Origin of the sequence: Paraburkholderia sp. (assembly GCF_024281035.1) — a bacterium.
Lineage (GTDB): Bacteria > Pseudomonadota > Gammaproteobacteria > Burkholderiales > Burkholderiaceae > Paraburkholderia.
Window position 1 is genome coordinate 90,685 of record NZ_JAMXLH010000052.1, and the last position, 26,257, is coordinate 116,941.

The following is a 26,257-nucleotide window of genomic DNA, read 5'->3' on the forward strand; positions in this document are numbered from 1 at the left end:
AAGCCGCAAGCGAAACCGGAATCCACGCCGCATAGCGTGATCGCTTCGCCGTTAATTCGACATACGAATGATCGAGGTTTCTTGATGCGCGTTAAACCGCCGTCACATAACGCGGCGCAGCCGGCGCGATGCGCGGCGCCGCAACCTCTGCCTCGCCGCGCGCACGCCGCATTTCGTCGGCCGGACTCAGGCCGAACAGGCGCTTGAACTCGCGGCTGAACTGCGACGCGCTCTCATATCCCACACGCGTCGCCGCGGCGCTCACGTTGAGCCCGTCATGCGCAATCAATAAACGCGCGTGATGCAGGCGCGTGGTCTTGACGTATTGCATCGGCGACGTGGACGTCACGGTCTTGAAGTGCGCATGGAAGACCGCGAGGCTCATGCCCGCCTCGTTCGCGAGCATGTCGACGTCGAGGTCGGTGCAATAGTCTGCGTGGATGCGGCGCAGCGCCTTCGCAATGCGGCCGAAGTGGTGCTGGTGCGCGAGCGCCGCGCGAATTGCGTCGCCCTGCACCCCGCTCAGCACGCGGTAGAGGATCTCGCGCACGATCGACGGCCCGAGAATGCGTGCGTCGCACGGCGAAGCGAGCGCTTCGAGCAGGCGCAAAACGGCGTTGGAGAGCGGTGCGTCGAGCTGCGTGGCGTAGATGCCGCGCGGCTCGGAAACCGTGTTGCCGCGCGACTCGTTCAGCGCCATCAAGAGTTCGGCGACCATCGTCAGATCGACGCGAATCGAAATGCCGAGCAGCGGTTCCTCCGGGCTCGCTTCGGTTTCGCATTCGAACGGCAGCGGAACCGAAAGCACCAGATATTGCTGCGCGTCGTAGACGAACACCTGATCGCCGAGAAAACCGCGCTTGCGGCCCTGGCAGACGATAAAAATGCTCGGCTCGTACATGACCGGCGTGCGCGGACGCGCGACGCTCGCACGCATGAGGCTCACGCACTCGAGCGCGGACGGATTGACGCCGTCCTGGCGCGTGAGTTGCGTGAGCAGCTCGACTGTGCGGCGCTGGGTGTAGCCGCCCTCGTCGATCCGGGCGGTTTCGTGGCCGGCTTCATGGATGGCTTCATGGCTGGCCGATGTGACGGCAGTAAGAACGTGAGTCATGTCGTATGTGCCCCAAATGCAAACACATTGCAGAGAAACAGGCTTGGAAATCTATCACCGATCACCCCGGCGCGTCCGCACCCAGGAGAATCAGGCAAGTCTTCGATAGATTCAGGTATTCCCCGACTACGGCCCGATCCTTACGATGGGAACCCTGCCGCAATACCCCGCTTCCCCGGCTTTCCCGGTCACAACAGGAGTCAACATGTACCCGACTTACGGCTATGCCGCCCGTGGCGCAAGCACGCCGCTCGCACCGTTCGAATTTCAGCGCCGCGCCCTGCGCGAATACGATGTCCGCATCGACGTGCAGTTCTGCGGCGTGTGCCACTCCGACCTGCACCAGGCGCGCAACGAATGGCACAACACGATGTACCCGGTCGTGCCGGGCCACGAGATCGTCGGACGCGTGGCCGAAACGGGTCCGGGCGTCACGCGTTACCGCGTCGGCCAGCTGGTCGGCGTGGGCTGTCTCGTCGATTCGTGCCGCACCTGTGCAAGCTGCGCCGAAGGCCTCGAACAGTATTGCGAGAACGGTTTCGTCGGCACCTATAACGGCATCGACCGCATGAGCGGCGAGACCACCTTCGGCGGCTATTCCACGCAGCTCGTCGTCGACGAAGCCTTCGTGCTGCGCGTGCCGGAGAACCTCGACCCCGCAGGCGCCGCGCCGCTCCTGTGCGCGGGCATCACCACCTATTCGCCGCTGCGCACCTGGGGCGCGGGTCCGGGCAAGAAAGTCGGCATCGTGGGCCTCGGCGGACTCGGTCACATGGGCGTGAAGCTCGCGCACGCCATGAGCGCCCACGTCGTGCTGTTCACCACGTCGGAGTCGAAGATCGAGGACGGCAAGCGTCTCGGCGCCAACGAGGTGGTGATCTCGAAGGACCCGGAGCAGATGAAGGCGCACGCCAACAGCTTCGATCTGATCGTCAACACGGTCGCCGCGCAACACGACCTGAACCCGTTCATCCAGCTCTTGCGGCGCGACGGCACGATGGTGCTGGTGGGCGCGCCCGAACACGATCACCCGTCGCCGCAGGTGTTCAACCTGATTTTCAAGCGGCGGCGCATCGCGGGCTCGCTGATCGGCGGGATCGAAGAAACGCAGGAAATGCTGGACTTCTGCGGGCAGCACGGCATCACCTCGGACATCGAGATGATCAAGATGCAGGACATCAACACCGCTTACGCACGCATGCTCAAGAGCGATGTGAAGTACCGCTTCGTGATCGATATCGACACGCTGCGCGAAGCCGCGCGCTAAGCAACCGACGTCGCCCGCCCCACCGGGCCGCCGGTTCCCGACGGCCCGCCAGCCTGCCACCTCGCGCCGACGCCTTGCGTCGGCGTCCGCCTCCTTCAACCGCCGCGCGCCCTTCTCCGCAGACGCCGGCACCGCGAGCCGCTTCGGCTTCGCGCCTCACCGCTTTCTCGCAGCACTGCGGACCTCTCAAGTCAGTAAGGACAGGAGTTTGCCCGTGATCGACCGTATCCAGGCGATGCGCACTTTCGTTCGCATCGTCGACACCAACAGTTTCACCAAGGCCGCACAGTCGCTCGACATGCCGCGCGCGAGTGCGACGACGATCTTGCAGAATCTCGAAGCGCTGCTCGGCACCGCGTTGCTCGTGCGCACCACGCGCCGCCTTTCGCTCACGCCCGAGGGCGCCGCCTATTACGAACGCTGCGCGCAGATCCTCGCCGATATCGACGATGCCGAGGCGAGCGTGCGGCAAACGCCAGGCGGCATCACCGGGCGTCTGCGCGTGGAAATGCCGGGGCTGATCGCGAATGCGGTCGTGCTGCCCGAACTCGACGACTTTCACGTGCGCTATCCGCAGATCGATCTCGCGATCGGCGTGAGCCTGCGCAATGTCGATCTGGTCGGAGAAGGCGTCGATTGCAGCATCCAGCTCGGCGAGCTGCCCGACTCGGGACTCGCCGCACGACGGCTCGGCGTGCTCGAACACGTGACGTGCGCGAGCCCCGCGTATCTGGCGCGTCACGGCGCGCCCGCGTCGCTCGACGAACTCGCGCAGCATCCGGTGGTGAACTTTCTCTCTCCGCGAACGGGACGTCCGCTCGAATTCGACTTCGAGGTGGACGGCAGCGCGACGAAAGTCAAAGTCGATGGATTCGTTCACGTCAGCGACGACATTGCGTACCTCACGTGCGGGCTGCAGGGGCTCGGGCTCGTGCAGCCGCCGCGGCTTGCGGCGCAGCCGTATCTCGACAGCGGCGCACTGGTCGAAGTGCTGCCGCAGTGGAAGCCGCTGCCGACGCCGGTTTCGATCGCCTATGTGAAGACGCGCCAGGCATCGCCGCGCGTGCGGGTGTTCGTCGACTGGCTCGCCGGGCTGTTCGAGGGCGCCGGACCGATGAATCGCGATCTGTCGCGCGTGCAGCAGCTTTTGAACGGGATGCAGCCCGCCTGAGGCAAGCATGCGCCCTGCGCGAGCGCGCCTGCAGCCAGGCCACAAAGCGGACTACTAAACGGCCCGCGGCTGCGCCCGTCGACGGCGCCGACAATCGCCCGCGCACCGCTTCGCTTGCCCATGGATTGACCGTAGCCGCGTCTGAAAACCAGAAAACCTGACAGAAATAAAGATAACGTAACGCAAACGTTCTCCGGCCCCCAATTTAGTCATATAAAAACCGGGTTGCCGATAATTGATGCGTTTAGAATAATGCGCGCCGTCTGCTCCCTCGACGATCTGTACGCGATCTTTTCGTAATCTTTTCGCGATTTGTCCGTCGCAGGCGAGCGGCCGCACACCACACCTGGTCAAAAAACTAAGTCTTCGATCTCGCAGGCAGGATGTCAAACGTAGCACACACAACCGATCCGGCCACGGTCGCGGAGCGCGTGCGCGCGCTGATGAGCCGTCATGGCATCGGCAAGCGCCAACAGACGACAGAGCTTTGCCGAATCCTCGAGCTGAGCTTTTCGCAAGGGCACCGCAAGCTGCGCGGCGAAAGCCCGTGGACGCTCGCGCAGATCACGAAGGTCGCCGCCGCGTTCGGCGAGCCGGCCGGACATCTCTTCGGCACGCAACTGCCCGATCCGTACGTGGCGGGCGCGAGCGCGCATGAAGCGCGGCTGTGCGTGAACGCGGCCGTGCTGCCGTGCGTCGCGTGGATCGGCGCACCGGTCGAGCCGGGCTGCCGGCCTGAATTCATCGCGTATGAAACGCAGGGCCAGTGGCGCGTCGTGCGCCCCGACGGCACGCACTACCAGGACGCGCGCGAGGTCCTCAAGATCGAGATTTCGCCGCGCCGCGCCGAGGCCGACAAACCGCTGATCGCCGTCGTCGACGACGACCGCGCCTCCGCCGATAACCTGCGCGACTACCTCGAACAAAACGGCTATGCGGCCGAGGCCCATTACGGCCTCGCCGCCTTCGAAGGCGCGCTCGCGAACCAGGTGTTCGACGCCGTGGTGATCGACTGGCTGTTCGGCGGCCAGACCTCGGCTGACGCGATCCGCCTGGTGCGCGCGTCCGAGAATCCCGACGCGCCGATCTTCGTGCTGACCGGCGAACTGCTGACCGGCAAGGCGAGCGAATCGGAGATCAGCGAGGTCGTGCGCCACTACGACGTCGCGTGCTACGAGAAGCCGGCGCGCATGGCGATCCTCGTCGCCGATCTTTCGAAGCGGCTCAACCGCGGCTGACGTCCTGACTCACGTCCTGGCCCGGCGTAGACAAGGCAAGCTAACCCGCCTCACTCTCCCGAGCCGTACGCGGCACCGACAACGCGCGCTGCAACGCGGCGCGCAATACCTCATAACGGACCGGCTTTGCCAGGCATTCGAAGAACGGTCCGCCTTCGCATGCCGCGTTGAGCGCCGCGACGTCCGCGCTCACGGCGATCACCCGCGGGCGCGGCCCCGCCGTTGCGCCCGCTTCCAGCCCCGCGAGAAACGCGTAGCCGTCGCGGCCGGGCATATGCAGGTCGAGCAGCACCACATGGCAACGGTGCGTGGCGAGGCGCGCAAGCGCGCCATCGGCGTCGCTGTCCGCGAGCGCGGCGTAGCCCATGTGCTCGGCCATCTCGCAGAGCGACTCGCGCACGAGCGGATTGTCGTCGACCACGAGCACCCGCGCACGCGCGAACTTGCCGCCGGCCGGCTGCGTCGCGCCGTCCGTCTCGCGCGCGTCGACCGGCGCGACCGGCACGGTGACGGTGAACTTCGTGCCCTCGCCCACCCGGCTGTCGGTCTCGATCGTTCCGCCGAACAGGTCGACCAGCCCGCGCACGATGGCGAGGCCCATGCCCGCACCTTCGTAGCGGCGCGAGCGCAACGTGTCGAGTTGCGTGAACTCCTTGAAAATGAGCGGAATCTGCGACGGCGGCACGCCCGGCCCCGTGTCGCCGACGATGATCGACAGCGTCTGCGCGCCGAGTGCGAATTCGATGCGCACCGAGCCCTGCTCGGTGTAGCGGATCGCGTTCGTGACGAGATTGTTCGCGATCTGGCGGATCCGGTGCGGATCGGCGACAACCGGATGCCGGTCGCCGTGCCACGCATGCTCGAACGCAAGGCCGCGCGCGCTCGCGACGGATTCGTTCTCGTCGACGATCGACTGCAGCAGTTCGAGCGGATCGAACTGCTGGTGGCGCAATTCGAGCTTGCCTGCACCGAGCCGCGCGTAGTCGGTGAGGTCCTTCATCTGCGCTTCGAGCTGGCGCGCGGCGGTTTCGAGGCGCTGGATCACCTTGCGGTCGGACGCGGAATGCGAGTTGAAACCGAGCAGTTCGATCGACGAAACGATCGCGTGCAACGGCGTGCGCAACTCGTGGCTGATCATGCCGAGAAACGCGTCCTTCGCCGTGCCCGCTTCGCGCGCGGCACGGCTCGCCTCGTGCTCGGCTTCGAGCAGCGCCCGCTGCTGGAGGATGAGGCGCGTACGCCGGTAGCCGTTCATGACGAGCAATACCATCGCCGCCGCCGAGAGCATCAGCAGAAAGATCGCCGCCGCGAACAGTTCGCGGCGCTTCGCCATGAAGTCGTGGCGGATTGCATCGCGTTCGGTGATGTCGGCGAAATGGCGGCTCAGCGAGAGATCGACGACCTGCGGCCAGTGCGCGCGCAGCGCGCGCACCATCGACAAGGCGCGCCGAGGATCGTCTGCGAGTGTCGGGAGCTGTGCCTCGAACGGCGCAATTGCCGCTTCCAGCACGGCGAGATCGGCCTGTTCACGCTTCATGAGGCGCGGCCGCGCGCCCAGCCCTTGCGTCGTAAAGTTCGCGACGTTGAGCTTCGCGCGCAGCACCGTATAGCGCAACTGCAGTTCGTCGAGGTCGCGGTCGGCGCCGTCCGCGTAGATCAGCAACTGGCTCTCGAAGCGCGCGTACGCGTTCTGGAGCTGCGCAGCGTCCCAGTAAAGACCGTTGTAGGTGCCCGTGAGGCGATCGATCACGCGCGGATCGAGCAGATTTGCGTAGAGCAGATAGCCGACCGCCGCCACAGGCGGCATCAGCGCAACAATCCAGATCAGAACGTGAACGAACCTGCGTAGCGGACGATGCATCATCGACCACCCGGGTTCGGCATGTCCGTCTCGCCGCCGCTATCGCCGTCGATATTGCCGTCGATATTGCGCGCCGGCGGCGTACGCGGCACGGCGCGCGCCGCAATCGCCCACGCGGCCGCGGCCCCGGCCAGTACAGCGGCCCCGCGCCGCCAGCCGGCAGGTTCCCGTGTTACTTCCAGCTCACTCACGCTTTGAATCCCTGAATCTTCGAATCTTCGCTTCTTCGATTCGTTGTTGATGAAGGCGCGGCACAGACGCTCGCATCCCCTGCCCGCCTCGCCCGGCGGTCCAGCAGGGCCGCACGAGCAAAGGCATAATATCGCCAAACATTGGTCCTACAGTAGCCGTCGTTGCCGCGCGCCTTGCGCGTGCCCACCATTTTTGCGTCGCTATTTCCGTTTCCGACCCGATGAACAAACCCGTCGTCCCGCTCACTTACGAACAACTCGATCAGTGGGTCGAGTCGCTTCAGCCGGTGCTGGCCCTGGAGGCGTTCGCCGCCGTGATCGGCATTCTGCGCGGCGGCGCGCCGCTCGCGCTGATGGTGTCGCATGCGACTGGCGCGGACGTCGCGTTTCTGCGCTACGAGCGCGCCACGCGCGAAGTCCGCTGGGATTCGACGCTGCCGCTGCCCGAGCCCGGCTCGAAAGTGCTGCTGTGCGAGGACATTGCGGGGCGCGGCAACACGCTGACCGACTGCATCGCGTTCCTGCGCGAGCACGGCCTGATCGTGCGCACGCTCACGGGCGCCTTCGACGATTTCTCGCGCCTGCGGCCCGACTATTCGATCGACGCGAGCGGCTATTTCACGCTGTTCCCGTGGGAACGCCAGGCCTACACGGACCGCTATCGCGCCGACTGGTCGCGTGAGGGCGCGCAGCAAGGTTCGCTGATGGCCGACGACCACGAGTACACCGTCTACGCGATCGACCTCGACGGCGTGCTGCTGCCCGATCTGCCGCTCGAACGCTACGAGCAGGACCTCGACGCGGCGCTCGCCGAGCGCGATGCGCTGATGCCGTTCGAGCGCATTCCCGGCATCGACGTGCAACGCGCGCGCGCCATTATCACCGGACGGCCCGAGATGGACCGCGCACGCACCCAGGCATGGCTCGAACGCTACGGCTTCGGGCATCTGGATCTCGTGATGCGCGCATGCGACGAACACGACGACACGCCTTCGGGCGCCGCCGCGCACAAGGCCGCGGCGGCGATCCGCTGCGGCGTCACGCATTTCATCGAAAGCGACCCGGTTCAGGCGATCCTCATCGCCCGTCTCGCACCGCTCCTGCGCGTGATCTGGTGGAACGCGCACACGCGCACCGGCACGCTGATCGGGGCCTCCGTCTGGGGCTAGGGTCTGTTCCTCAGGCCGCGGCCTGCCCGTCCCCCAACACGCGAACCGCACGCTGCGACGCCACGACGATCAGCTTCATCGTCGCGCGCGTGGCGCCGACGAAGAGCTTGCGGGCGGCGCGCTCATCGAACGCGTCGAAGTCCACTTCGGTCAGGATCACGCACGGCGCCGACTGCCCCTTGAAGCGATAGACCGAATCGAGCAGCACGTCGCCTTCGCGATACTGCGGATTGCCGAACAGGTCGTACTGCCCGGTGAAGCTGCGCAGGCGATGCGGGCCCAGATGATCGAGCGCCGCGAGCTGCGAATGCTCGCGGCCGCGAAACGACAGCACCACGATGTCCTGCTTGCGAAAGCCGAGCGAGAGCGCCTGGGTGATCGCGCGCTTGGTTGCGGCCACAACGGGCGGTTCGTCCGCTGTCGTGCTCGCTGTCGTGCTCGCTGTCGTGCTCGCTGCTGCGCTCGCGGTTTCGTCCCACGCGGCGAACGTGACGTCGGAACCGTCGAACGGGCTGCCCGCCGCAAGCTGCGCGAGCGCGGGCGCGGCGGGACCGGCGGTCTCGCGCAGGAAAGCGAGGATGTCGCGCGGACTGCGATAGTTGGTGTTCTCGCGCAGCACCGTCCATCCCGGCAGCGCGACCGGATCGCGCAGATAGAGGTTCTGCAGCGGATCTTCGAGCCACCACCACGCAGCGCCCGGGCGCAGCAGCCGCTCGAGTGCATTCACCCACATCTGCTGGAAATCCTGCCCCTCGTCGACGATCAGGACGTCGAAGCGCCAGCGCTCGTCGACGGGTGCGGCTGCGAACCGGCGCTCCAGGTCGTCGAATGCGTTCGTGCCGTGGAAATCGGGCACGTGGCCGCCGTCGCGCGCAACCCAGTCGCAGAGCTGGTGATAGTTCGTGACCGTCGCGCCTGCGGGCGCAACCTTCGCGATGTGATCGGCAAGCGGCCGGTTGAAGCACACATAGAGCGTGCGCTGGCCGCGCGCGAGCGCGTCCTTCATCGCCTGCACCGCCAGTTGGGTCTTGCCCGAGCCCGCCGTGCCGATCACGCGCAACCGGAACGGCGCGAATTCCAGCCGCCGCGCCCACGTGGCGAGCCCGCCCGCGAGCCGCGTGACGAGCGTGCCCGCCGCACCGACGAGCGCGCTCGCGTCGGGCGCGAGCGACAACTCGTCGGAGAGGAAATGGTGAATCCTGGCCGCGCACGGCAGGCTCGGCTCGTCGGCGGGCAGCGCATCGAGCACGATCGAGGCGAGCTGCGCCTTGCGCGTCGCGTCGACGATGCGAGCCGGGCTCACGCCCGCGATGGCCGGATCGCGCACGACATGGTCGGGGCAATAAAAAAGTTCTTCGAGGAAGTACGTTCCCGCGCCGAACGCCGCGGTCAAGCGCCGGTGCAGGCCTTCGAGCGTGCGCGCGAGCGCCACGGCCACGTTGCGCTCGGTCTGCAGATGCGCCTTGACGAGACCGTTGGGCGTCTCGCGCAGAAAGCCGGTTTTCTGCTCGACGATCATCACGCGCCCGGCCGGGCTCACGATCACGAAATCGACCTCGCCGAACACCGAAAAACCTTCGGTGAGGCGCGTCCAGTGCACACCGTGATAAACCGTATAACCGTCGGGCAGGCCGCGTGCGAGGAGCGCGAGCGTCTCGCGTTCGCGCGCGGCGGCGCCGGTGGCTTCGAGGTGCTGCCAGTCGTCGGGGACAATGCGGGCCATGGGCGGATCTCGTCGCTTAGCGTTGCGTTAGCGTTGTCGTAGCGTTGCGGTGGGTAGCGGCTATTGTGCAGCGGCTATTCTACGAGATGCGCGGTGCGTCAAAAGCGGCGTCCGATCGTGTATCGTGTCGCCCGGCGCAACCGTTGCGCCCTTTTTTACAACGTCAAGGAGAGTGCGCCTGATGATCACCATCTGGGGACGCGCCAATTCGGTGAACGTCCAGAAAGTCCTGTGGTGCTGCGACGAACTGGTGCTGCCGTTCGAGCGCATCGACGCCGGACTGCAATACGGCCGGCTCGACGAACCCGCCTTCCTCGCCATGAATCCGAACGGGAAAGTGCCGACGCTCGTCGACGGCACGTTCACGCTGTGGGAATCGAACGCGATCCTCCGCTACCTGGCCATGCAATACGGCCCGTCGAGCCAGCTCTATCCCGCCGACGCCAAAGTGCGCGCGCTGATCGAGCGCTGGCTCGACTGGTCGCTCGGCACGCTCGCGCCCGCCGAGCGCCCCGTCTTCGCCACACTTGTACGCACGCCCGTCGAACAGCGCGACATGACGAAACTCGCCGCCGACTTCGAAGCCGTCGGCGCGCTGTGGAAACGGGTCGACCGTCATCTGCAAGGCCGCTTTTTCCTCGAAAACGAGCGCTTTTCGCTCGCCGACATCGTGATCGGCGCGTTCGCGCGGCGCTGGTTCGGCCTCGAAGGCGTCGAGCGTCCGCCGCTGCCGAATCTCGAGCGCTGGTATCAGCGCCTCGCGCATCGCGAAGGCTTTCGCAAGTATGTCGATGTGCCGCTCACCTGATCGATCCCCGTCATGCGGGGCCCGGCGCGCAGCCGACGCGCCCCGTATAATCGCGGGATGAACACAGCAAAACCGTCCCCGGATATGGCGGCCCCGCACGATCACCATCACGATCACAATCACGACGGCGATCACGCGCACCTCCACGACGGCGCGCAGGCCCGTTCACCCGCGCGGCCCGCATCGCCCGCGTCGCTGGATGCAGCACTCGCGATGGCCGAGGCGTACTGCCGCGAACGCGGCGAAAAGCTCACGCCGCTGCGCCGCAAGGTGCTGGAATTGCTGCTCACCTCGGGCCGGGCCACCAAGGCCTATTCGCTGCTCGACGAAATGCGCCAGATCCATCCAGGATCGGCGCCGCCCACCGTCTATCGCGCGCTTGATTTCCTGCTTGCGGCGGGGCTCATTCACCGCATCGAATCGATCAACGCATTCGCGGTGTGCCACGATCTCACGCAGTGCCAGCACGGCATCCTCGTCGTGTGCCAGCAATGCGGCAACATCACCGAACTGCACGAGCCGAAGCTGCGCCAGGCGCTCGTCGCCCAGATCGAGGCAGCGGGTTACCGGCTCGCGGGCGACGGGATCGAGCTAAAAGGGGTCTGTGCGCAATGCCAGGCCGCCGAACCGGCCCCGGCCGAAGCCGCCGCGCAGTCCTGAGGCAACAATCACGCAGATTCGCGCGTTCAGGCGCGTTTATGGGCGCTCAGGTACGCTCCGGCACGCTGAAGCACGCCGATGCTCACATGTGCCGGGAGTCGATCGCGTCGCTCAATAGCGTCACGAGTTCATCGGGTCGGGCGGGCTTCATCATGAAGTGCTGAAAACCTTCGCCGATGCTGCGCAGGCGCCAGCTTTCATCGGTGTGTCCGGTCAGGGCGACGGCAATGGCGGGTGCGTGATCGCCGCGGATTTCGTGATCGCGCAATCGCTGGATCAGATAAAAACCGTCCATGGCCGGTAGATCGAGATCGCAGACCACCGCGTCGGGCAGCAATTCCAGCGCCGCTTCGACGCCGGTCTCGGCGTCCTCCACCGCTACGACATGCGCCCCCTCCGATTCGAGCAATGAAGTGAGCGATGCCCGGGAGAGCGGATCGTCTTCGACGAGGACGATGGTCGTCCGGTCGAGTCTGTGTACTGCGTTCATTGTGTTTGCTTGAATGCCGTTCTGTCTGTGTGGCGAGCCGCGCCATGCGCGAATACCGCCGCGGGCAGCCGTTGATGCGCAATATTAATGCCACCACATGAAGCGCACTGTGGTCCGGTCATGGGTCGATACATGACGCGCCGCGCACGATAGCCCGCCAGTAAGACAAGCCGATGAAATGCGATAGCGGCACTTCGCCACGCTGCCGGTCGAAGCGTGTTTGACGGCCGGTTGAGTGCGGTCGTTCCCGGATGCGCGCCGGCTGCTTCGAAATGCTGCACCCTGAAAGCCCACAATTGATGGATCGGCGCGGCGAATCTGCCTGTGCGTTCCGGCACCGATTGCTGCACGCCAACGTGTTGCACCATGACCGCTATCGAATTGAAACGCCGAAAGTGCGCTGCGACACCGGCGCACGAAAAACCGCTGGAATCGTGCGGCTTCGAGGTCAGGATGCGATGGCGGGACATACCGGCACGATTTGCAAAATCATCCACGCTCATGCGTGCCGTGCGCCGGTCCGACGCCCTGCGTGATGAGCGCCACCGCATGCCGGGCAATGTCGCGCGCACTCAGGTCGCGGCGCACCGGATCGTTGCACCAGACGCGCGACGTCGCAAGCGGCAGCAGCGTCAGGCCGAGCAGCGACTGGAACAACAGAGACGGTTCGAGCGCCGCATTGAGGCGCCCCGCGCGCTGCCAGCGCGCAATCGCGGCCTGCGCCGCCAGCTGATGCGACTGGCCGAAACGCGCATGCATGCGCTGACGCAGCAGTCCACCTTCGCTGATCACCTCGCGCACCCACAGCGGCGCAAACCACGGATAGCGTTCGCCGATCTCCGCAAAGCGCTCGGTGAGCAGCGTGAGCGCGGCGACGGGATCGTCGGGATGCGCCTCGAAGATGCCGCCCATTCCGGCGCGCAGCGGCAGGAAGCACTCCTCGATCAGCACGTCGATCAACTGATCGCGCGTCTTGAAGTAGTAGTGGACCATCGCGGGCGTGACACCGGCTTCATGGGCAATCGCGGCGAGCGAGGTGTCCTGGATGCCCTCGCGCGCGAACAGCGCGAGCGCCACTTCAATCAGGCGGGCGCGCTGCTGCGCCCCGCCCGCGCCGCCGCTCGGGCGGCCCGGACGGCGCGCCGCGGCGGGTGCGGGCGCGGGTGCGGGTGAAGACACTGCGCCAGCTGGAATATCGGGGTCATTCATATTTCGTCACACTGCGTGCTTTGACCGGCATCGGGAATTCGCCTATATTAATTTCCACGTTAATTAATTTCAAGCGCCCTTCCGATCCATGGAACCCGCCACGGAACACCCCGCACCGGTCTCGAACAGCCCCGCGCCCGCAGCCGACCATCCGCCGATCCGGCTCCTCTTCCCCGCGCTGCTGCTCGTGATGCTGCTCGCAGCGCTCGACCAGACCATCGTCTCGACGGCGCTGCCCACCATCGTCGGCGAACTGGGCGGGCTCGACCGGCTTTCGTGGGTCGTCACCGCCTATCTGCTCACGTCGACCATCGTCGTGCCGCTCTACGGCAAGTTCGGCGATCTGTTTGGCCGCCGCGTCGTGCTGCAGGCCGCCATCGTGATCTTCATGATCGGCTCCGCGTTGTGCGGCATCGCGCAAAACATGATGCAGCTGATCGTGCTGCGCGCCTTGCAGGGCATCGGCGGCGGCGGGCTCATGGTCGTAACGATGGCCGCCATCGGCGACGTCATTCCCCCCGCGCAGCGCGGCAAATATCAGGGCATGTTCGGCGGCGTGTTCGGCCTCGCGACCGTGGTCGGGCCGCTGCTCGGCGGCTTTCTCGTCGAGAACCTGTCGTGGCGCTGGATCTTCTACATCAACCTGCCGCTCGGCGCCGTGGCGCTCGCCGTGATCGGCGCCGTGTTCCGGCCGCGCACCGCGCACGTCAAGCACGTGATCGACTATATGGGCGCCGCCTGGCTCGCCTCCGCCCTCACCTGCCTGATCCTCTTCACGAGCCAGGGCGGCACGATCCTGCCGTGGACCTCGCCGCAGCTCTGGCTCACGCTCGTGCTCGGCGTCGTTTCCGTCGCCGGGTTCATCCACGAGGAAAAACACGCGGCCGAACCCATCATGCCGCTCGAACTGTTCCGCCACCGCACGTTCCTGCTGGCGAGCCTGATCGGCTTCATCGTCGGCGTTTCACTGTTCGGCTCGGTCACGTTCCTGCCGCTCTATCTCCAGGTCGTGAAAAGCTCCACGCCTTCGCAGGCCGGCATGCAGATGCTGCCGATGATGGGCGGCGTGCTCACGATGTCGGTGATCACCGGGCGCATCATCAGCAGAATCGGCAAGTACCGCATCTTTCCGATCACCGGCACGGCGCTCGTCGGCGTCGCCATGACGCTGCTCGCGCGGCTATCGATCGATACGCCGCTGCACTGGATGTATCTGTACATGGCCCTGCTCGGCTGCGGGCTCGGCATGGTCATGCAGGTGCTGATCCTCGCCGTGCAGAACGCCGTCGAGTTCCGCCACATGGGCGTGGCGACGTCGGGCGCGACGCTGTTTCGCTCGATCGGCGGTTCAGTGGGCGTGGCCGCGTTCGGCGCCGTGTTCTCACACGGGCTGAACACGCGCCTCGACAAGGTGCTCACGCCCGGCGTCACGCTGCCGCAGCCGCTCACGCCCGATGCGATTCATCATTTGCCGCCCGTGCTGCACGCCCAATATCTCGACGCGTTCGCGGGCGCGCTGCACACCGTCTATTTCCTCGCGGCGTGCGTCGTCGTGTTCTCGTTCGCGCTCGCCTGGTGGCTGCAGGACATTCCACTGCGCAAGCAACATTAGGACCGGTTCAGACAGGTTGCGCGCAGCGCTCCATTGCGCGCTGCAATGTTTCGTACACCTTCGGGCGATTGCACTGCGAGACGTTGAAGCGCAGAAAATCGCCCGCGCTGTGCGACACGCTGAACACATTGCCCGGCGCGAGCACGACGTCCGACTCCAGCGCCTCGCGCGCCACACGCGCCGCGTCGAGCCCTGCGGGCAGGCGCGCCCAGACGAACAGCCCCGCCTGCGGCCGCGTCCACGGCTCGATGCCGAGCGCGCCGAGGCGCTGCAGCGTCTCGCTCATCGCGTCGGCAAGCCGCGCGCGCAATGCGTCCAGATGATGCCGGTAGGTGCCGTCCACGAGCAGCCGGTACACGAGATCGGCGGCCAGTTCGCCGTTGCCGAACGACACCGCGAGCTTCAGATCCACGAGTGACTCGATCCAGTCCGCCCGCACGGCGATAAAGCCGCAGCGCGCCGCCGCCGACATCGTTTTGGAAAAGCTGCCGATCGTCACGACGCGCGTGAGGCCGTCGAACGCGGCGAGACGCGGCGCGGGATCGGTCTCGAAGTCGGCGAAGATATCGTCCTCGACGATCAGCAGGTCGTGCGCTTCGGCGAGTTTGAGCAGCCGGTGCGCAACCGTGGGCGCGAGCGTCGCGCCGGTGGGATTGTGGATCGCGGAGTTGGTCACGTAGAGCCGCGGACGATGCTCGATCAGCGCGCGTTCGAACGCCGCGAGATCGGGACCGGCGGGCGTGTACGGCACCCCGGCCACGCGCACGCGGTGCGCGCGCAGCAGCGCCTGGAAGTTGAAGTAGCACGGATCGTCGATGAGCACCGTGTCGCCCGGTTCGAGCAGGAAGCGGCACACGAGATCGAGTGCCTGGGTGCCGCCGTCGGTCAGCACGATCTGGCGCGGCTCGGCCTCCACGCCGCGCTGCGCGAGACGCCACGACAGATGCTGGCGCAGCGCGGGCAGGCCGGATGGCGACGCGTAGTCGGTGAGCCGCGCGCCCGGATCGCGCGCGAGCGCGCGCAGCGCACGCCGCACGGCGTCCTGCGGCAACCAGGATTCTGGCAGCCAGCCGCAGCCGGGCCGCAACGCACCCGAATCGGTTTCGAGCGACTGGCGCGTGAGCCAGAGCGGATCGATCTCGCGATCGAGTCGCGGCCCCAGCGCGCCGAGCGCGAGCGGCGGCGCATGGCCCGCGACGTAGAAACCGGAGCCGCGCCGCGCGACGAGCGTGCCTTGCGCGACGAGCCGTTCATAAGCTTCCACCACGGTCGATTTCGATACGCCGAGTTGCTCGCTCATCGCCCGAATGGACGGCACCCGTGCGCCCGCCGCGAGCGCGCGCGCAGCGATGCGGGTGCGCACCGTCTCCATGACGAGTCCGGCGCGCGTGGCCGTATCCTGTGAAATGTCTTCCATCTGTACTGCTCCGCGTCCAATACAGTTCGAACAGATTGTACTGATCTGTAGCTTAACGCCGACGCGCGCAACGCGCATCATCGTCCAGACGTTCCATGACCTTCCGACGACTTCACCGCCCGACCCGATCATGCGCAAATCCCTCGACCCCACCACCGACGGCTGGCTCTGCGGCCTCGCTGGCGTCCTGATCTTCAGCGGATCGCTGCCCGCCACGCGCGTCGCCGTACTCGGCCTCGCGCCGCTGTTCGTCACCGGCGCACGCGCGGCCATCGCAGGCGTGCTGGCCGTGCTGCTGCTCACCGTCTTTCGCGCCGCACGACCCGGTCGCAAGGAGATCGGCTCGCTTGTGATCGTGGCGCTCGGCGTGGTCGTGGGCTTTCCGTTGCTGACCGCGTTCGCGCTGCGTCACGTCAGCTCCGCGCATGCGATTGTGTTCGTCGGCCTGCTGCCGCTCGCCACGGCGATCTTCGGCGTGCTGCGCGGCGGCGAGCGCCCGCAGGCCGCGTTCTGGTTCTTCTCCGCCATCGGCAGCGCAGCCGTGGTCGCATTCGCGCTGGGGCGCGGCGGCGAGGCATCGCCGGTCGGCGACGCGTTGATGCTCGGCGCGATTGTCGTCTGCGGGCTCGGGTACGCGGAAGGCGCGCGGCTCACGCGCCATCTCGGCGGCTGGCAGGTGATCTGCTGGGCACTCGTGATTTCGCTGCCCGTCATGGCGCCGCTCGCGTGGTGGATGCGGCCCGCTTCGTTTGCAGCCGTCGATGCCGCGGCATGGTGGGGGCTCGCGTACGTGACGCTCTTCAGCATGCTCATCGGCTTCGTGTTCTGGTATCGCGGGCTCGCGCTCGGCGGCATCGCAGGCGTCGGCCAGCTCCAGCTGCTGCAGCCGTTCTTCGGTTTCGTGCTCGCGGCCTTCGTCCTGCACGAGGCCGTGCCGCCCGCGATGATCGGCGTGACCGCTGTCGTGATCGCCTGCGTGGCCGGTGCGCGCCGCTTCGGGCGCGCGGCGCCCGTCGCCGTGACGCGTGCCTGAGCACCGGGACGTCAGATCCCGTCTGACACCGATCTAACGTATCGGCGCACGTTGAAGGCGGCGGCCGCTCCGTCGCCCGAGGCGCGAACTGCGCGCACATCGTCTGAGCCGGGCCTCCGGCCCTTAGAATGGTCCCTTGCGTCTCGTGCCGGCCACCCGCCGGCACGCTCCCGCCACAGTACGCCTGCCCGCGTGCGCCGACGAAAAGGACACCTCAATGCAATCTCTCCTGGCACACATTCATCCATCCAACTGGAGCTTCCTGTGGAATGCGCTCAGCGACTTCGCACTGCGCCTCGCCGCAGCCGGAGCCATCCTGTGGATCGGCTGGTGGATCGCGCGCCGCGCGGGGCGCTGGCTCGCCGCGCAGACCAGCATCGAACCGACGCTGCGCCCGATCGCCCGCGACTCCGCCGTGTGGACCGTGCGCATCATCGCGCTGATCGGCGCGCTCTCGCAGATCGGCATCCAGACCGCCAGCATCGTCGCGGTGCTCGGCGCAGCCGGTCTGGCCATCGGCCTCGCGCTGCAAGGCACGCTGCAGAACATCGCGGCCGGGATCATGCTGTTGCTGCTGCGGCCGTTCAAGGTGGGCGACTTTATCGACGGCGGCGGCAACGTCACGGGCACGGTCGAGGAAATCAACCTCTTCACGACGCGGCTCACGAAACCCGACGGCATCTGCGAGTTCGTGCCGAACAGCGCGCTCTGGAGCAACTCGCTCCGCAATTACAGCCGCAATCCCACGCGCCGTCTCGACCTCGAAGTGGAAGTCTCGGTGCGCGACGACGTGAACCGTGCCATCGACGCGCTGCTCGCGCTCGTCGAGTCCGATGCGCGCGTGCTGCGAACACCCGCGCCGCAAGTGATGGTGAGCCGCTTCGACGACAGCACCGCCGTGCTCAACGTCCGGGTCTGGTCGAACACGAGCGCGTTCTGGGATCTGCGCTGGGCGCTCTCGCGCCAGGTGCGGCAGACGCTGAACGACGCGCAATGCTCGCTGCCGCTGCGCACGCGCGAGCTGCATATCGTGCAGACGCAACAAACGAACTGACTCGCCACTGACAACCAGCCGCTGCGCCGCGAGCTCACGCGACCTTGCGCAAGCAACCGTTGTACGCCGCGCCAGCCGTAGCGGGCAGGGCTGCTAATATCGTGTGAGCCTGGCGCGCGTGCATGCGCGCCGAATCGACGAACTCGCGACATACCCGCGACAAACTGGCAACAAACGCCCGATAAGCCCGCACCCGTCCCGTTCATGAAGCCGACCACCTCGCCGCGCCGTTCGGACACGGTGCCGTCAGCGGCGCAGACGGCGCCGCAGCGATGAACGCCGTCGCCCGCCGCCTGCGCCACTTCGCGATACAGATCGTGCCGCATGGCTATCTGGCGGTGCTGATCGTGATCGACGGGCTGATGCTGCTGCACCCGATCGCCGAAAAGGCGCTGCGGCACACGCGCGGCGGCTGGATCCACGACTGGATCGCGCTCATCGACAAAGTCGGCCTGCTCGCACTGCCGCAGGCCGTAATCGCCACGGGCCTCGCGACGATGGCGATCGGCATCGCACTGCGCGCACGCGTGGCGTGGGTGCTTTCGCTCCTGTTGCTGGCCGCTGCGGCCTTCATCAGCGTGTGGGGCGGATACCGCAGCATCCCGCTTTTCGCCTTCACCCTCGCGCTCGCCGCCGCGCTGCTCTATTACTGGCGCCATTTCAACCGCACGAGCCTCGCCGCCGGCACGTTGTTCGCGATCCTCAGCATCGGCTCGCTGATGATTTACGCCGTGTTCGGCTCGCTCTACCTCGGCGACGGCTTCTCGCCGCCGATCCACAACCTGCTCACGGCGTTCTACTTCTCGATCGTGTCGATGGCCACCGTCGGCTACGGCGATATCACGCCGCACTCGGACACGGCACGGCTCTTCACGGTATCGGTCATCGTGCTCGGCATCACCGTGTTCGCGACGTCGATCAGCGCCGTGATCGGCCCCGTGATCGGCGGCAAGCTCAAGCACATAGTGAAAGGGGGGATTTCAAACGTGTCCCGCAAGAACCACTACCTGATCGTCGGCGCCTCGCCGCTCGCGCACAACGTCTACGCGGGGCTGCGCAAGCGCGGCTACGCAGTCACGGTGATCGTCGCGCCGAACGCGCCGCATGCGTACCCCGAGAACGCCGATCTCGTCATCGGCGATTCGAGCGATACCGCGACGCTGCACACCGCGGGGGCGGAAACCGCGCTCGCGGTGCTCGCGCTGCGCGCCGACGACGCCGAGAATGCCTTCGTGATCCTCGCCATCAAGGACCTCGCGCCGAAGATGCGGACCGTGGTGCTCGTGAACGACAGCCGCAATCTGCAGCGGCTGCGACTGCTGCAGCCCGACATGGTGTTCTCGCCGCAACTGCTCGCGGGCGAGTTGCTCGCGCGCACGCTCAACAACGAAACCATCGACAACGATCTCATCGAGCATCTGCTGTTCGGCAAGGCTCACGGGGGCACGGCTTCGCCGATGCCGCCTTCGGCACCCATCTGAGAAAGCGCGCGCGCGAGCCCGTCGCGAGCCCGTCCGTGTCCGCACGCAATTCGCATACAACGCATTCCGTCAGCGCTTAATTCATCGGCGCGCGCACGGCATCCAGGCAGATTGACGCACCGCCACGGCGCGGTCTATTGGCGCAGCACCGGCTTCGCTGCGCGCGTCTGCCGCACGTTGAATTTTCACTCAAAATTCAATGTTATCAACGAGTTAAAGCATCACAACGCGATCTAACGATAGCGCGTGCGACAAGCTGGCGCAGGTTGGCGTCGCAACAAACGTCCGCCATTCCCCTACCCTTGAGGGCATCCCCACAACGCGTTGCCCACGCTCCCGGCTCACATCGCCGTGCGAGGGGCTCCGTGCACGCAAGCTTCAGGCACATACATGCACAGTTCACTTCGGGCTTTCGGCCCGACCCGGCTGCAATCGGCCCTTGCCGCTCCCTGGCGCAGATTTGTTTCCGCGCACGTCAGGAAGCCCGCGGGCGTCGTTACGTTGCTGGCCGGCTGGATCATGACCCGGGCCGCGCGCCAGCCATGGGTGATCCATGACGTTATGCGTAGACCGCAGGCCGTAATGCGTAGACCGCAGGCCTTGTCGCATGCCGTATCGCAGTCTGTATCACAGTCCGTATCGCGGTCCACAGCGCAGTCCGCAGCGCAGTCCACAGCGCAAGCCGTTTTGCAGGACGTAAAGGACGCTGTAAAGGACGCCGTAAAGCAGGCCGTTCAGCCGCTCGCGGCGCAGCAGGCAGGCATACCGGCGACAGCGTTGGCCGCCGTCTGTTTTCTCGCGTCCGCGGGCCTCTACGCCGTCCTCAAGTTGATGAGCACGGCGCCGCCCGCGTATCGAATCGAACCTCGAACCGCACATCGACAGCTTTGCGCCGCCGATCAGCGGATCAACGTCTGACCCTCCCCTCCATCCGTAAAGAGGCAAGCCAACATGCATGTCACCGTCATCTGGGCTGCGATCATCGCACTCGGCGTGTTCATGTATCTCGTGCTGGACGGCTACGATCTGGGGATCGGCATCGTGCTCCCGTTTTTCCCCGACGAGCACGAACGCGATCTCATCATGAACAACGTCGCCCCCGTCTGGGACGGCAACGAAGCCTGGCTCCTGCTGGGCGGCGCGGCGCTGTTCGCAGCGTTCCCTGTCGTGTACTCGACCGTCCTTTCCACGCTTTATCTGCCACTCGCGTTCGTGCTCGGGTGCCTTGTGCTGCGCGGCGTCGCATTCGGGCGCCGCGCGAAGAACGATCCCATGAAGAAGCAGTGGGACCTCGCGTTCATCGCCGGTTCGGCGGGCGCGGCGTTCTTCCAGGGCGTCGCACTCGGCGCGTTCCTGCAAGGCATGCCCATCGAGTCGCACCTGAACGCCGACCATGCCATGCGCTGGCTCACGCCGTTCAGCGTGCTTTCGGGGCTCGGGCTCGTCGCCACGTATGCGCTGCTTGGCACGTGCTGGCTCGTCGCCAGAACGTGGGGCGACCTGCAGCGCCGCTTGCACCGGCTCGTCTGGCCGCTCACCATGGGGCTGCTCGGCTTCATCGTGCTCGTGAGCGTGTGGCGGCCGCTGCAGGACGTGACGATTGCCGCGCGCTGGTTCGACGTGCGCCTCTTCGCGAGGCTCGTGCCGGTCCCGCCGCTCGTGCTCGCGTGCGCGTACTGGATGCACCGCGCCATGCGCGCGCGCCGTCGCACCACGCCGTTTCTCGCGGCGCTCAGCCTCGTGTCGCTCGCCTATCTGGGACTCTTCGCCAGCCTGTGGCCGTATGCGATTCCGCAAAGCGTCACGCTCTGGCAAGCCGCCGCACCGCGTTCGAGCCATCTGTCCACGCTGGCCTGCGCGGCCATCGTTCTCCCGCTCATCCTCGCGTACACGGCCATGAGCCATCGGCTCTTCCGCAGCCGGATACGCACTGTCGGCACGCATCCGTATCGCTAGCCGGGGCGCGCCGCACGGCTGGCTGGCGCTGACCGCTTGGCTGACCGGCTGGACAACCAGCAGGACAACCGGCTGGCCGACCGCCTGGCCGACCGGTTGGCTGGCTGACCGGCGCAACGGCGCCCTCGCGGGCGCCCGGTAGTTCGCCAAAAAATGAGGGGCAGGCCTCACCTGACGCTGGCGCACACACGCTAGACTGTTGGCCGTCCATCACTCGTGCGCCGACAACCATGCAACAGATGACCTTCAACGAATCCGTGAAGCGCGCGTGGGCCAGCGCCTGGGACGCTGCCACGCGGATGCCGCGCCTCACGCTCGGCGCCTTCGTCGCCTATGCGGCGCTCAGTTGCGTGGCGTTCGCCGGGCGGCCCGTGCCCGGCGCGGGCGAAACGCCCTCGGGCGCGCTCGTGTTCGCGGCGAACCTCGCGACGTTGCTGACCTGGATCGTCGATCTCGGGTTCATCATCAAGATCCATCGCTTCGTACTGCTGCGCGAAGGCTCGACGCCGCTGCTGCCGCTCGGCGGCAAGCCGCTCGCCCGCACGTTCGCGCTCGGGATCGTCATCACGCTCGGGCTGATCGCGAGCGCGCTCCTCCTCTACGCCATCCTGCGGCCACGGTACGAGAGCGGCGGCGCATTGTTCGGCGTCATCGTCGGCGCCGTCTGGATCTTCATCTCGGTTCGGCTCAGCCTGCTCTTTCCGGCGATCTCCACCGGCAGCCGCCTCGATCTGCGCGGCGCATGGCACGACAGCCGCGGCCACTTCTGGAACCTCTTCGGCGTGCCATTCGTCGCCCTGCTGCCGCTCATCGGCTGCGCGCTCGTCGCCCTGATCGTCATCGGCGCCGCCGGCATCACCCCCGCGGCCATCGCCTCGCCCGCCTGGCTCGTGCTGCTCGCCACCGGTCAGGCCGCGGCGAACATCGTCTTCACGCTCATCTCGTCGGCCTCGCTCGCGTGGCTGTACCGGCGCTACGCCAACCGGCTGCCCCTGCCGCCCGAAGCTTGACGCGCGAGGCCTGCGCGACGCAGCCGCCCTACCAGATCCCCGGCACGAAGCGATACCGCACGCGCTGCACATATTCGCGATAGCCGGGCAACCCGTCGACGAGCGTGCGCTCCTCCTTCACCGCACGCCAGCCGATGCCGGCCACCATGAGCGGCACGCACGCGAGCCCCCACCACGAGCCCAGCATCAGCGGCGTGCCGGCCAGCAGCAGGATCGCGTACGCGTACATCGGATGCCGGACGTACGCATACGGCCCGGTATCGCTCAACGTGTGGCCGCGCTCGCGCTGGATCGCGACGACCGGCGATGCATAGCGGTTCGCCGCGAACACGCCGCGCGTGAAGTAGATATCGAGAAACACCCCGACCGCGCCCACCACACGCAGCCAGAGCGGCACGTGCGACCAGCCGAAGCGCACGGCGTCGATGCCCATGAGGCACAGCCACGCGCACCAGGCGACGGTCACCGCCACCATGAACACGCGGTCCCACCGGCTCTGCCCGCGCGGCGCGAAGGGCGCGAGGCGTTCGGCGAGCAGCCCCCGATCGACACGCCAGAGCCACACGCCGAGCCAGATGCCGCACGCGGCCCATTCGAGCAGCCAGAGCCACGCAGCGAGCCAGGCGAGCGTGCCCGCCGAACCGAACAGCAGCGCGCCCATCCACGCGAACCAGACCACCGTCAGCCAGATCATCCGTCCAATCATCGCGTCCTCCCTGACGGCCTGTCGCGCGCGCATCGGCGGGATGAGCTGCCATTTCCGCCCGTACGGCCGCCATCCGACTCACTGTACGCCCGTTCTGACAGCGGGATCGCGGCGCGCCAATTCCCCCACGACTCAAATTAGTATTTGCGAATCATTCTCATTTGCATTGACTATTAATGAGATGGGACGTAGGATTCGTCTGATTCTTCTGATCTGTAGCCCGATCGCCGCGCAACGACCCAGAGCCAGGCGCGCTCCTGCGCGGCGATCCAGCCAACAACCACCTCGACAAAATCAAAACAAGGACCTCGATGAAGTTTGCCCAATCGGTTCATCACGCCGCGTTGCGCGGGCACGAAACCCGCCACCGTCTGCCCGCCTTGCGCAGCCTTGCGATATCGGTCGCGGTCGCGTTCGCCACGCTGGCGAGCGGCGTTGTAGAGGCGCAGTCGAATCCCGGCGCGCCCGAAGCCGACCTCGCCATCAAGGCGCAGCCCGCCGACTTCTGGACCGGCTTCTGGACCCGCGAGACCATGCTCGGCGACATGGGCGGCCTGCGGCCGTGGCTCGGCAAGTACGGGGTTTCGTTCCAGCTGACCGAGACGAGCGAATATCTGGCGAACCTGCGCGGCGGCCTCCAGCGCGGCGGCGCCTATGACGGCGTCACCACGGCGACGGTCCAGGTCGACACGGGCAAGGCGCTCGGCATTCCGGGCGGCCTCTTCAATGTCAGCGCACTGCAGATCCACGGCTCCAACCTGAGCACATCGCATCTCGGCACGCTGAACACCGCGAGCGGCATCGAAGCGCAGGCAACGACGCGTCTGTGGGAGATGTGGTACCAGCAGTCGTTTCTCGACGACCGGGTCGACGTGAAGGTCGGCCAGCAGAGCATCGACCAGGAATTCTTGACGAGCCAGTATTCCGCGCTCTTCGTCAACACGATGTTCGGCTGGCCCGCACTGCCGTCGTACAACATGCCGTCGGGCGGCCCGGCCTATCCGCTCGCGGGTCTCGGCGTGCGCGCACGCGCAAGGATCACGCCTTCGCTGACCGGCCTCATCGGTGTGTTCGACGGCGATCCGCTCGGCAACGACCCGGCCAACCTGAGCGGCACGAACTTCAACCTTCACAACGGCACGATGGTGATCGGCGAGTTGCAGTACACGATCAACCAGCCCGCCGAGGGCGACGTCGTGACGACGACGGGCCGCGGCCTGCCGGGGACCTACAAGGTCGGGTTCTGGTACAACAACAGCACGTTTGCCGATCAACGCTTCGACAACACCGGCCTCTCGCTCGCGAATCCCGCGACGACCGGCATCCCTGCGCAGCATCACGGCAACTACAGCATCTACGCCGTCGCCGACCAGACGGTGTGGCGCCAGGGCGACGACGGCCCGCGCAGCATCGGCGTGTTCGCGCGCGTCATGGGCGGGCCCGGCGACCGCAACCTCGTCGATTTCGCTGCGAACGCAGGCGTCGTGCTGAAGGCGCCGTTCGCCGGACGCGACAACGACAGCGTCGGCCTCGCCGCCACCTATATCAAGGTCGGCGGCCACGTCCACGATCTCGATCTCGACAACCGCTTCTTCCTGAACAGCCCGTACGGCGTGCGCACCCAGGAAACGACGCTCGAAGCGACCTATCAGTACCAGGTCACGCCGTGGTGGCAGTTGCAGGCCGACGCGCAGTACACGTTCAACGCGGGCGCGGGCCAAAACCCGCAAGACCCGCAAGCGCCGCTGCGCAATACGTTCGTGATCGGCATGCGCACCAACATCACGTTCTGATCGCACCCGCCGATGCAGCTTGTCGGCAAACCGTCCCATGCCTAACCCCAAGTCCTCGCCCGCTGCAACGTCGCCAGGCGCCACGCTCGCGACGCGGCACAACGGCGAGGCCCGGAGATTCACGATGAAACACACCACGCGCACCCTCTTTTATCGCACGGCACATGCCACCCGCGCGGCGCTCGCACTCGCTGTGGCAGCCGCACTCGGCGCCGCGCCGGCCGGCGCCCACGCCGATCCGCAGGGCCTGCTCGAATCCATCCATCACCACAGCACGCTCATCAACACCGTTCCCGACAACGGCGACCAGAATCCGTACGCAATCGCCGTGGCGCCGGTCAGCGCGGGCACGGTCAAGCAGGGCGATGTGCTTGTCGACAACTTCAACAACGCGGCCAACCTGCAGGGCACCGGCAGCACCATCGTCGACTACCACCCCGACACGCAGCAGATGTCGCTCTTCGCCTCGATCCCGCGCGACCTCAAGGAGTGCCCGGGCGGCATCGGCCTGTCGACCTCGATGACCATGCTGAAATCGGGCTGGGTGATCGTCGGCAGCACGCCGAGCAACGACGGCACGACGAACACCAAGGGCGCCGGCTGTCTTGTCGTGCTCGACAGCAGCGGAAAAATCGCCAGGACGATCAGTAGTGCGAATATCAACGACCCGTGGGGCAACATGGCCGTGGTCGACCACGGCGATCACGCCGCAGTCTTCGTGAGCAACGCGGGCTTCGGCGTCGGCGGTACAAGCGGCACTGGCGGAGAACCGCCCGTGTCCGAGCATGCCACCGTGCTGCGCCTCGACCTCGACATCCCGAACGGCGAAGCGCCGGTCGTCAGGCGCGAAACGGTGGTGGCGAACGGCTTCGGCGCGCAGGCCGACAAGGACGTGTTCCTCGTCGGGCCGACGGGGCTTGCGCTATCCGCCGACAACAAGCTCCTCTACGTCTCCGACGCGATCGGCAACCGCATCAACGTGATCGACGATCCGCTGACGCGCGACACGAGCGCAGGCGTTGGCCGCCAGCTCACCGCAGACGGCCTGCTGCGCCGCCCGCTCGCGATGGTCACGACGCCGCAGGGCCACCTGCTCGTCACGAACGCGCTCAACGGCCAGGTCGTCGAAATCGACCCGGTTGCCGCGAAACAGCTCTACGCGCGCTGGATCGACGCCGACAAGGCGCAGACGCCGCCGGGCAGCGGCGACCTGTTCGGCATCGCGATGAATCCGGCGGGCGACGGTTTCTACTACGTCGAAGACGACGTCAATACGCTTGTGCTGGCCCACTGA

24 protein-coding genes are annotated in these 26,257 nt (G+C 66.6%); 15 read left to right on the forward strand and 9 right to left on the reverse strand.

Translation table 11 applies throughout. The features are described 5' to 3' along the window. Positions 1–91: 91 nt before the first annotated feature. On the reverse strand, positions 92–1,114 hold the full coding sequence (locus tag Q0L30_RS18105) for an AraC family transcriptional regulator (protein WP_296659258.1): 1,023 nt from the start codon (positions 1,112–1,114) through the stop codon (positions 92–94). A gap of 205 nt (positions 1,115–1,319) precedes the next feature. On the opposite strand from Q0L30_RS18105, the gene Q0L30_RS18110 reads away from it, so the two are divergent. From Q0L30_RS18110 to Q0L30_RS18120, 3 genes are all read left to right on the forward strand, one after another. Next, positions 1,320–2,381 (forward strand): NAD(P)-dependent alcohol dehydrogenase, encoded by a 1,062-nt coding sequence (locus tag Q0L30_RS18110; RefSeq protein WP_296659261.1) that lies wholly within the window; start codon positions 1,320–1,322, stop codon positions 2,379–2,381. Positions 2,382–2,595: 214 nt separating this feature from the next. After that, complete coding sequence (locus Q0L30_RS18115) at positions 2,596–3,552, forward strand: LysR family transcriptional regulator (RefSeq protein ID WP_296659263.1); 957 nt, start codon at positions 2,596–2,598, stop codon at positions 3,550–3,552. A 383-nt stretch (positions 3,553–3,935) separates the two neighbouring features. Then, positions 3,936–4,790: a helix-turn-helix domain-containing protein gene (locus Q0L30_RS18120; RefSeq protein ID WP_296659265.1), complete on the forward strand. Its 855-nt coding sequence runs from the start codon at positions 3,936–3,938 to the stop codon at positions 4,788–4,790. A 40-nt stretch (positions 4,791–4,830) separates the two neighbouring features. On the opposite strand, the gene Q0L30_RS18125 is transcribed toward Q0L30_RS18120, so the two are convergent. Together Q0L30_RS18125 and Q0L30_RS18130 are read right to left on the reverse strand one after the other, a co-directional pair. Then, complete coding sequence (locus Q0L30_RS18125) at positions 4,831–6,651, reverse strand: ATP-binding protein (protein WP_296659378.1); 1,821 nt, start codon at positions 6,649–6,651, stop codon at positions 4,831–4,833. Then, positions 6,651–6,842, reverse strand: a complete 192-nt coding sequence (locus Q0L30_RS18130; RefSeq protein WP_296659268.1) for a hypothetical protein — start codon at positions 6,840–6,842, stop codon at positions 6,651–6,653. Before Q0L30_RS18130 ends, Q0L30_RS18125 begins: the two co-directional genes overlap by 1 nt. Positions 6,843–7,063: 221 nt before the next feature. Here Q0L30_RS18130 and Q0L30_RS18135 point away from each other — a divergent pair, with 221 nt between their 5' ends. Beyond that, positions 7,064–8,011 (forward strand): phosphoribosyltransferase, encoded by a 948-nt coding sequence (locus Q0L30_RS18135; protein WP_296659270.1) that lies wholly within the window; start codon positions 7,064–7,066, stop codon positions 8,009–8,011. A 10-nt stretch (positions 8,012–8,021) separates the two neighbouring features. On the opposite strand, the gene Q0L30_RS18140 is transcribed toward Q0L30_RS18135, so the two are convergent. After that, entirely contained in the window at positions 8,022–9,734 is a 1,713-nt protein-coding gene (locus Q0L30_RS18140; RefSeq protein WP_296659273.1) for an ATP-binding domain-containing protein, read from the reverse strand. 181 nt (positions 9,735–9,915) lie between these two features. Here Q0L30_RS18140 and Q0L30_RS18145 point away from each other — a divergent pair, with 181 nt between their 5' ends. After that, on the forward strand, positions 9,916–10,542 hold the full coding sequence (locus Q0L30_RS18145) for a glutathione S-transferase N-terminal domain-containing protein (protein WP_296659276.1): 627 nt from the start codon (positions 9,916–9,918) through the stop codon (positions 10,540–10,542). A 57-nt stretch (positions 10,543–10,599) separates the two neighbouring features. Further along, positions 10,600–11,202 carry a Fur family transcriptional regulator gene (locus Q0L30_RS18150; RefSeq protein WP_296659279.1) on the forward strand — a complete coding sequence of 201 codons (603 nt, stop codon included), beginning with the start codon at positions 10,600–10,602 and terminating at the stop codon, positions 11,200–11,202. 82 nt (positions 11,203–11,284) lie between these two features. Here Q0L30_RS18150 and Q0L30_RS18155 read toward each other — a convergent pair whose 3' ends face one another. The 3 genes from Q0L30_RS18155 to Q0L30_RS18165 are packed head-to-tail and all read right to left on the reverse strand — an operon-like array spanning position 11,285 to position 12,901. Next, a complete protein-coding gene (locus Q0L30_RS18155) occupies positions 11,285–11,692 on the reverse strand; it encodes a response regulator (RefSeq protein WP_296659282.1) in 408 nt (135 codons plus the stop codon). Then, positions 11,689–12,195 (reverse strand): hypothetical protein, encoded by a 507-nt coding sequence (locus Q0L30_RS18160; protein ID WP_296659284.1) that lies wholly within the window; start codon positions 12,193–12,195, stop codon positions 11,689–11,691. The genes Q0L30_RS18155 and Q0L30_RS18160 overlap by 4 nt, the downstream gene beginning before the upstream one ends. Beyond that, positions 12,182–12,901, reverse strand: a complete 720-nt coding sequence (locus Q0L30_RS18165) for a TetR/AcrR family transcriptional regulator (RefSeq protein ID WP_296659287.1) — start codon at positions 12,899–12,901, stop codon at positions 12,182–12,184. The genes Q0L30_RS18160 and Q0L30_RS18165 overlap by 14 nt, the downstream gene beginning before the upstream one ends. Positions 12,902–12,989: 88 nt before the next feature. On the opposite strand from Q0L30_RS18165, the gene Q0L30_RS18170 reads away from it, so the two are divergent. Further along, a complete protein-coding gene (locus Q0L30_RS18170; RefSeq protein WP_296659290.1) occupies positions 12,990–14,513 on the forward strand; it encodes an MDR family MFS transporter in 1,524 nt (507 codons plus the stop codon). Positions 14,514–14,520: 7 nt separating this feature from the next. Here the strand turns inward: Q0L30_RS18170 and Q0L30_RS18175 are convergent, their stop codons facing one another. Then, positions 14,521–15,930: a PLP-dependent aminotransferase family protein gene (locus Q0L30_RS18175; protein ID WP_296659293.1), complete on the reverse strand. Its 1,410-nt coding sequence runs from the start codon at positions 15,928–15,930 to the stop codon at positions 14,521–14,523. Positions 15,931–16,060: 130 nt separating this feature from the next. Here Q0L30_RS18175 and Q0L30_RS18180 point away from each other — a divergent pair, with 130 nt between their 5' ends. From Q0L30_RS18180 to Q0L30_RS18205, 6 genes are all read left to right on the forward strand, one after another. Next, positions 16,061–16,963 carry a DMT family transporter gene (locus Q0L30_RS18180; RefSeq protein ID WP_296659295.1) on the forward strand — a complete coding sequence of 301 codons (903 nt, stop codon included), beginning with the start codon at positions 16,061–16,063 and terminating at the stop codon, positions 16,961–16,963. Between the two features lie 217 nt (positions 16,964–17,180). Beyond that, positions 17,181–18,017: a mechanosensitive ion channel family protein gene (locus Q0L30_RS18185; protein ID WP_296659298.1), complete on the forward strand. Its 837-nt coding sequence runs from the start codon at positions 17,181–17,183 to the stop codon at positions 18,015–18,017. A 272-nt stretch (positions 18,018–18,289) separates the two neighbouring features. Beyond that, positions 18,290–19,498 (forward strand): voltage-gated potassium channel protein, encoded by a 1,209-nt coding sequence (gene kch, locus Q0L30_RS18190; protein WP_296659301.1) that lies wholly within the window; start codon positions 18,290–18,292, stop codon positions 19,496–19,498. A gap of 390 nt (positions 19,499–19,888) precedes the next feature. Then, positions 19,889–20,416, forward strand: coding sequence for a cytochrome ubiquinol oxidase subunit I (locus Q0L30_RS18195; RefSeq protein WP_296659303.1), 528 nt, complete (start codon positions 19,889–19,891; stop codon positions 20,414–20,416). Between the two features lie 33 nt (positions 20,417–20,449). Next, positions 20,450–21,454 (forward strand): cytochrome d ubiquinol oxidase subunit II, encoded by a 1,005-nt coding sequence (cydB, locus tag Q0L30_RS18200; RefSeq protein WP_296659306.1) that lies wholly within the window; start codon positions 20,450–20,452, stop codon positions 21,452–21,454. Positions 21,455–21,684: 230 nt separating this feature from the next. Beyond that, positions 21,685–22,464 carry a hypothetical protein gene (locus tag Q0L30_RS18205; RefSeq protein WP_296659308.1) on the forward strand — a complete coding sequence of 260 codons (780 nt, stop codon included), beginning with the start codon at positions 21,685–21,687 and terminating at the stop codon, positions 22,462–22,464. A gap of 28 nt (positions 22,465–22,492) precedes the next feature. On the opposite strand, the gene Q0L30_RS18210 is transcribed toward Q0L30_RS18205, so the two are convergent. Next, positions 22,493–23,170: an isoprenylcysteine carboxylmethyltransferase family protein gene (locus Q0L30_RS18210; protein ID WP_296659311.1), complete on the reverse strand. Its 678-nt coding sequence runs from the start codon at positions 23,168–23,170 to the stop codon at positions 22,493–22,495. 311 nt (positions 23,171–23,481) lie between these two features. On the opposite strand from Q0L30_RS18210, the gene Q0L30_RS18215 reads away from it, so the two are divergent. After that, positions 23,482–24,963 (forward strand): carbohydrate porin, encoded by a 1,482-nt coding sequence (locus Q0L30_RS18215; protein ID WP_296659315.1) that lies wholly within the window; start codon positions 23,482–23,484, stop codon positions 24,961–24,963. Positions 24,964–25,087: 124 nt separating this feature from the next. Continuing rightward, on the forward strand, positions 25,088–26,257 hold the full coding sequence (locus Q0L30_RS18220; protein ID WP_296659318.1) for a hypothetical protein: 1,170 nt from the start codon (positions 25,088–25,090) through the stop codon (positions 26,255–26,257).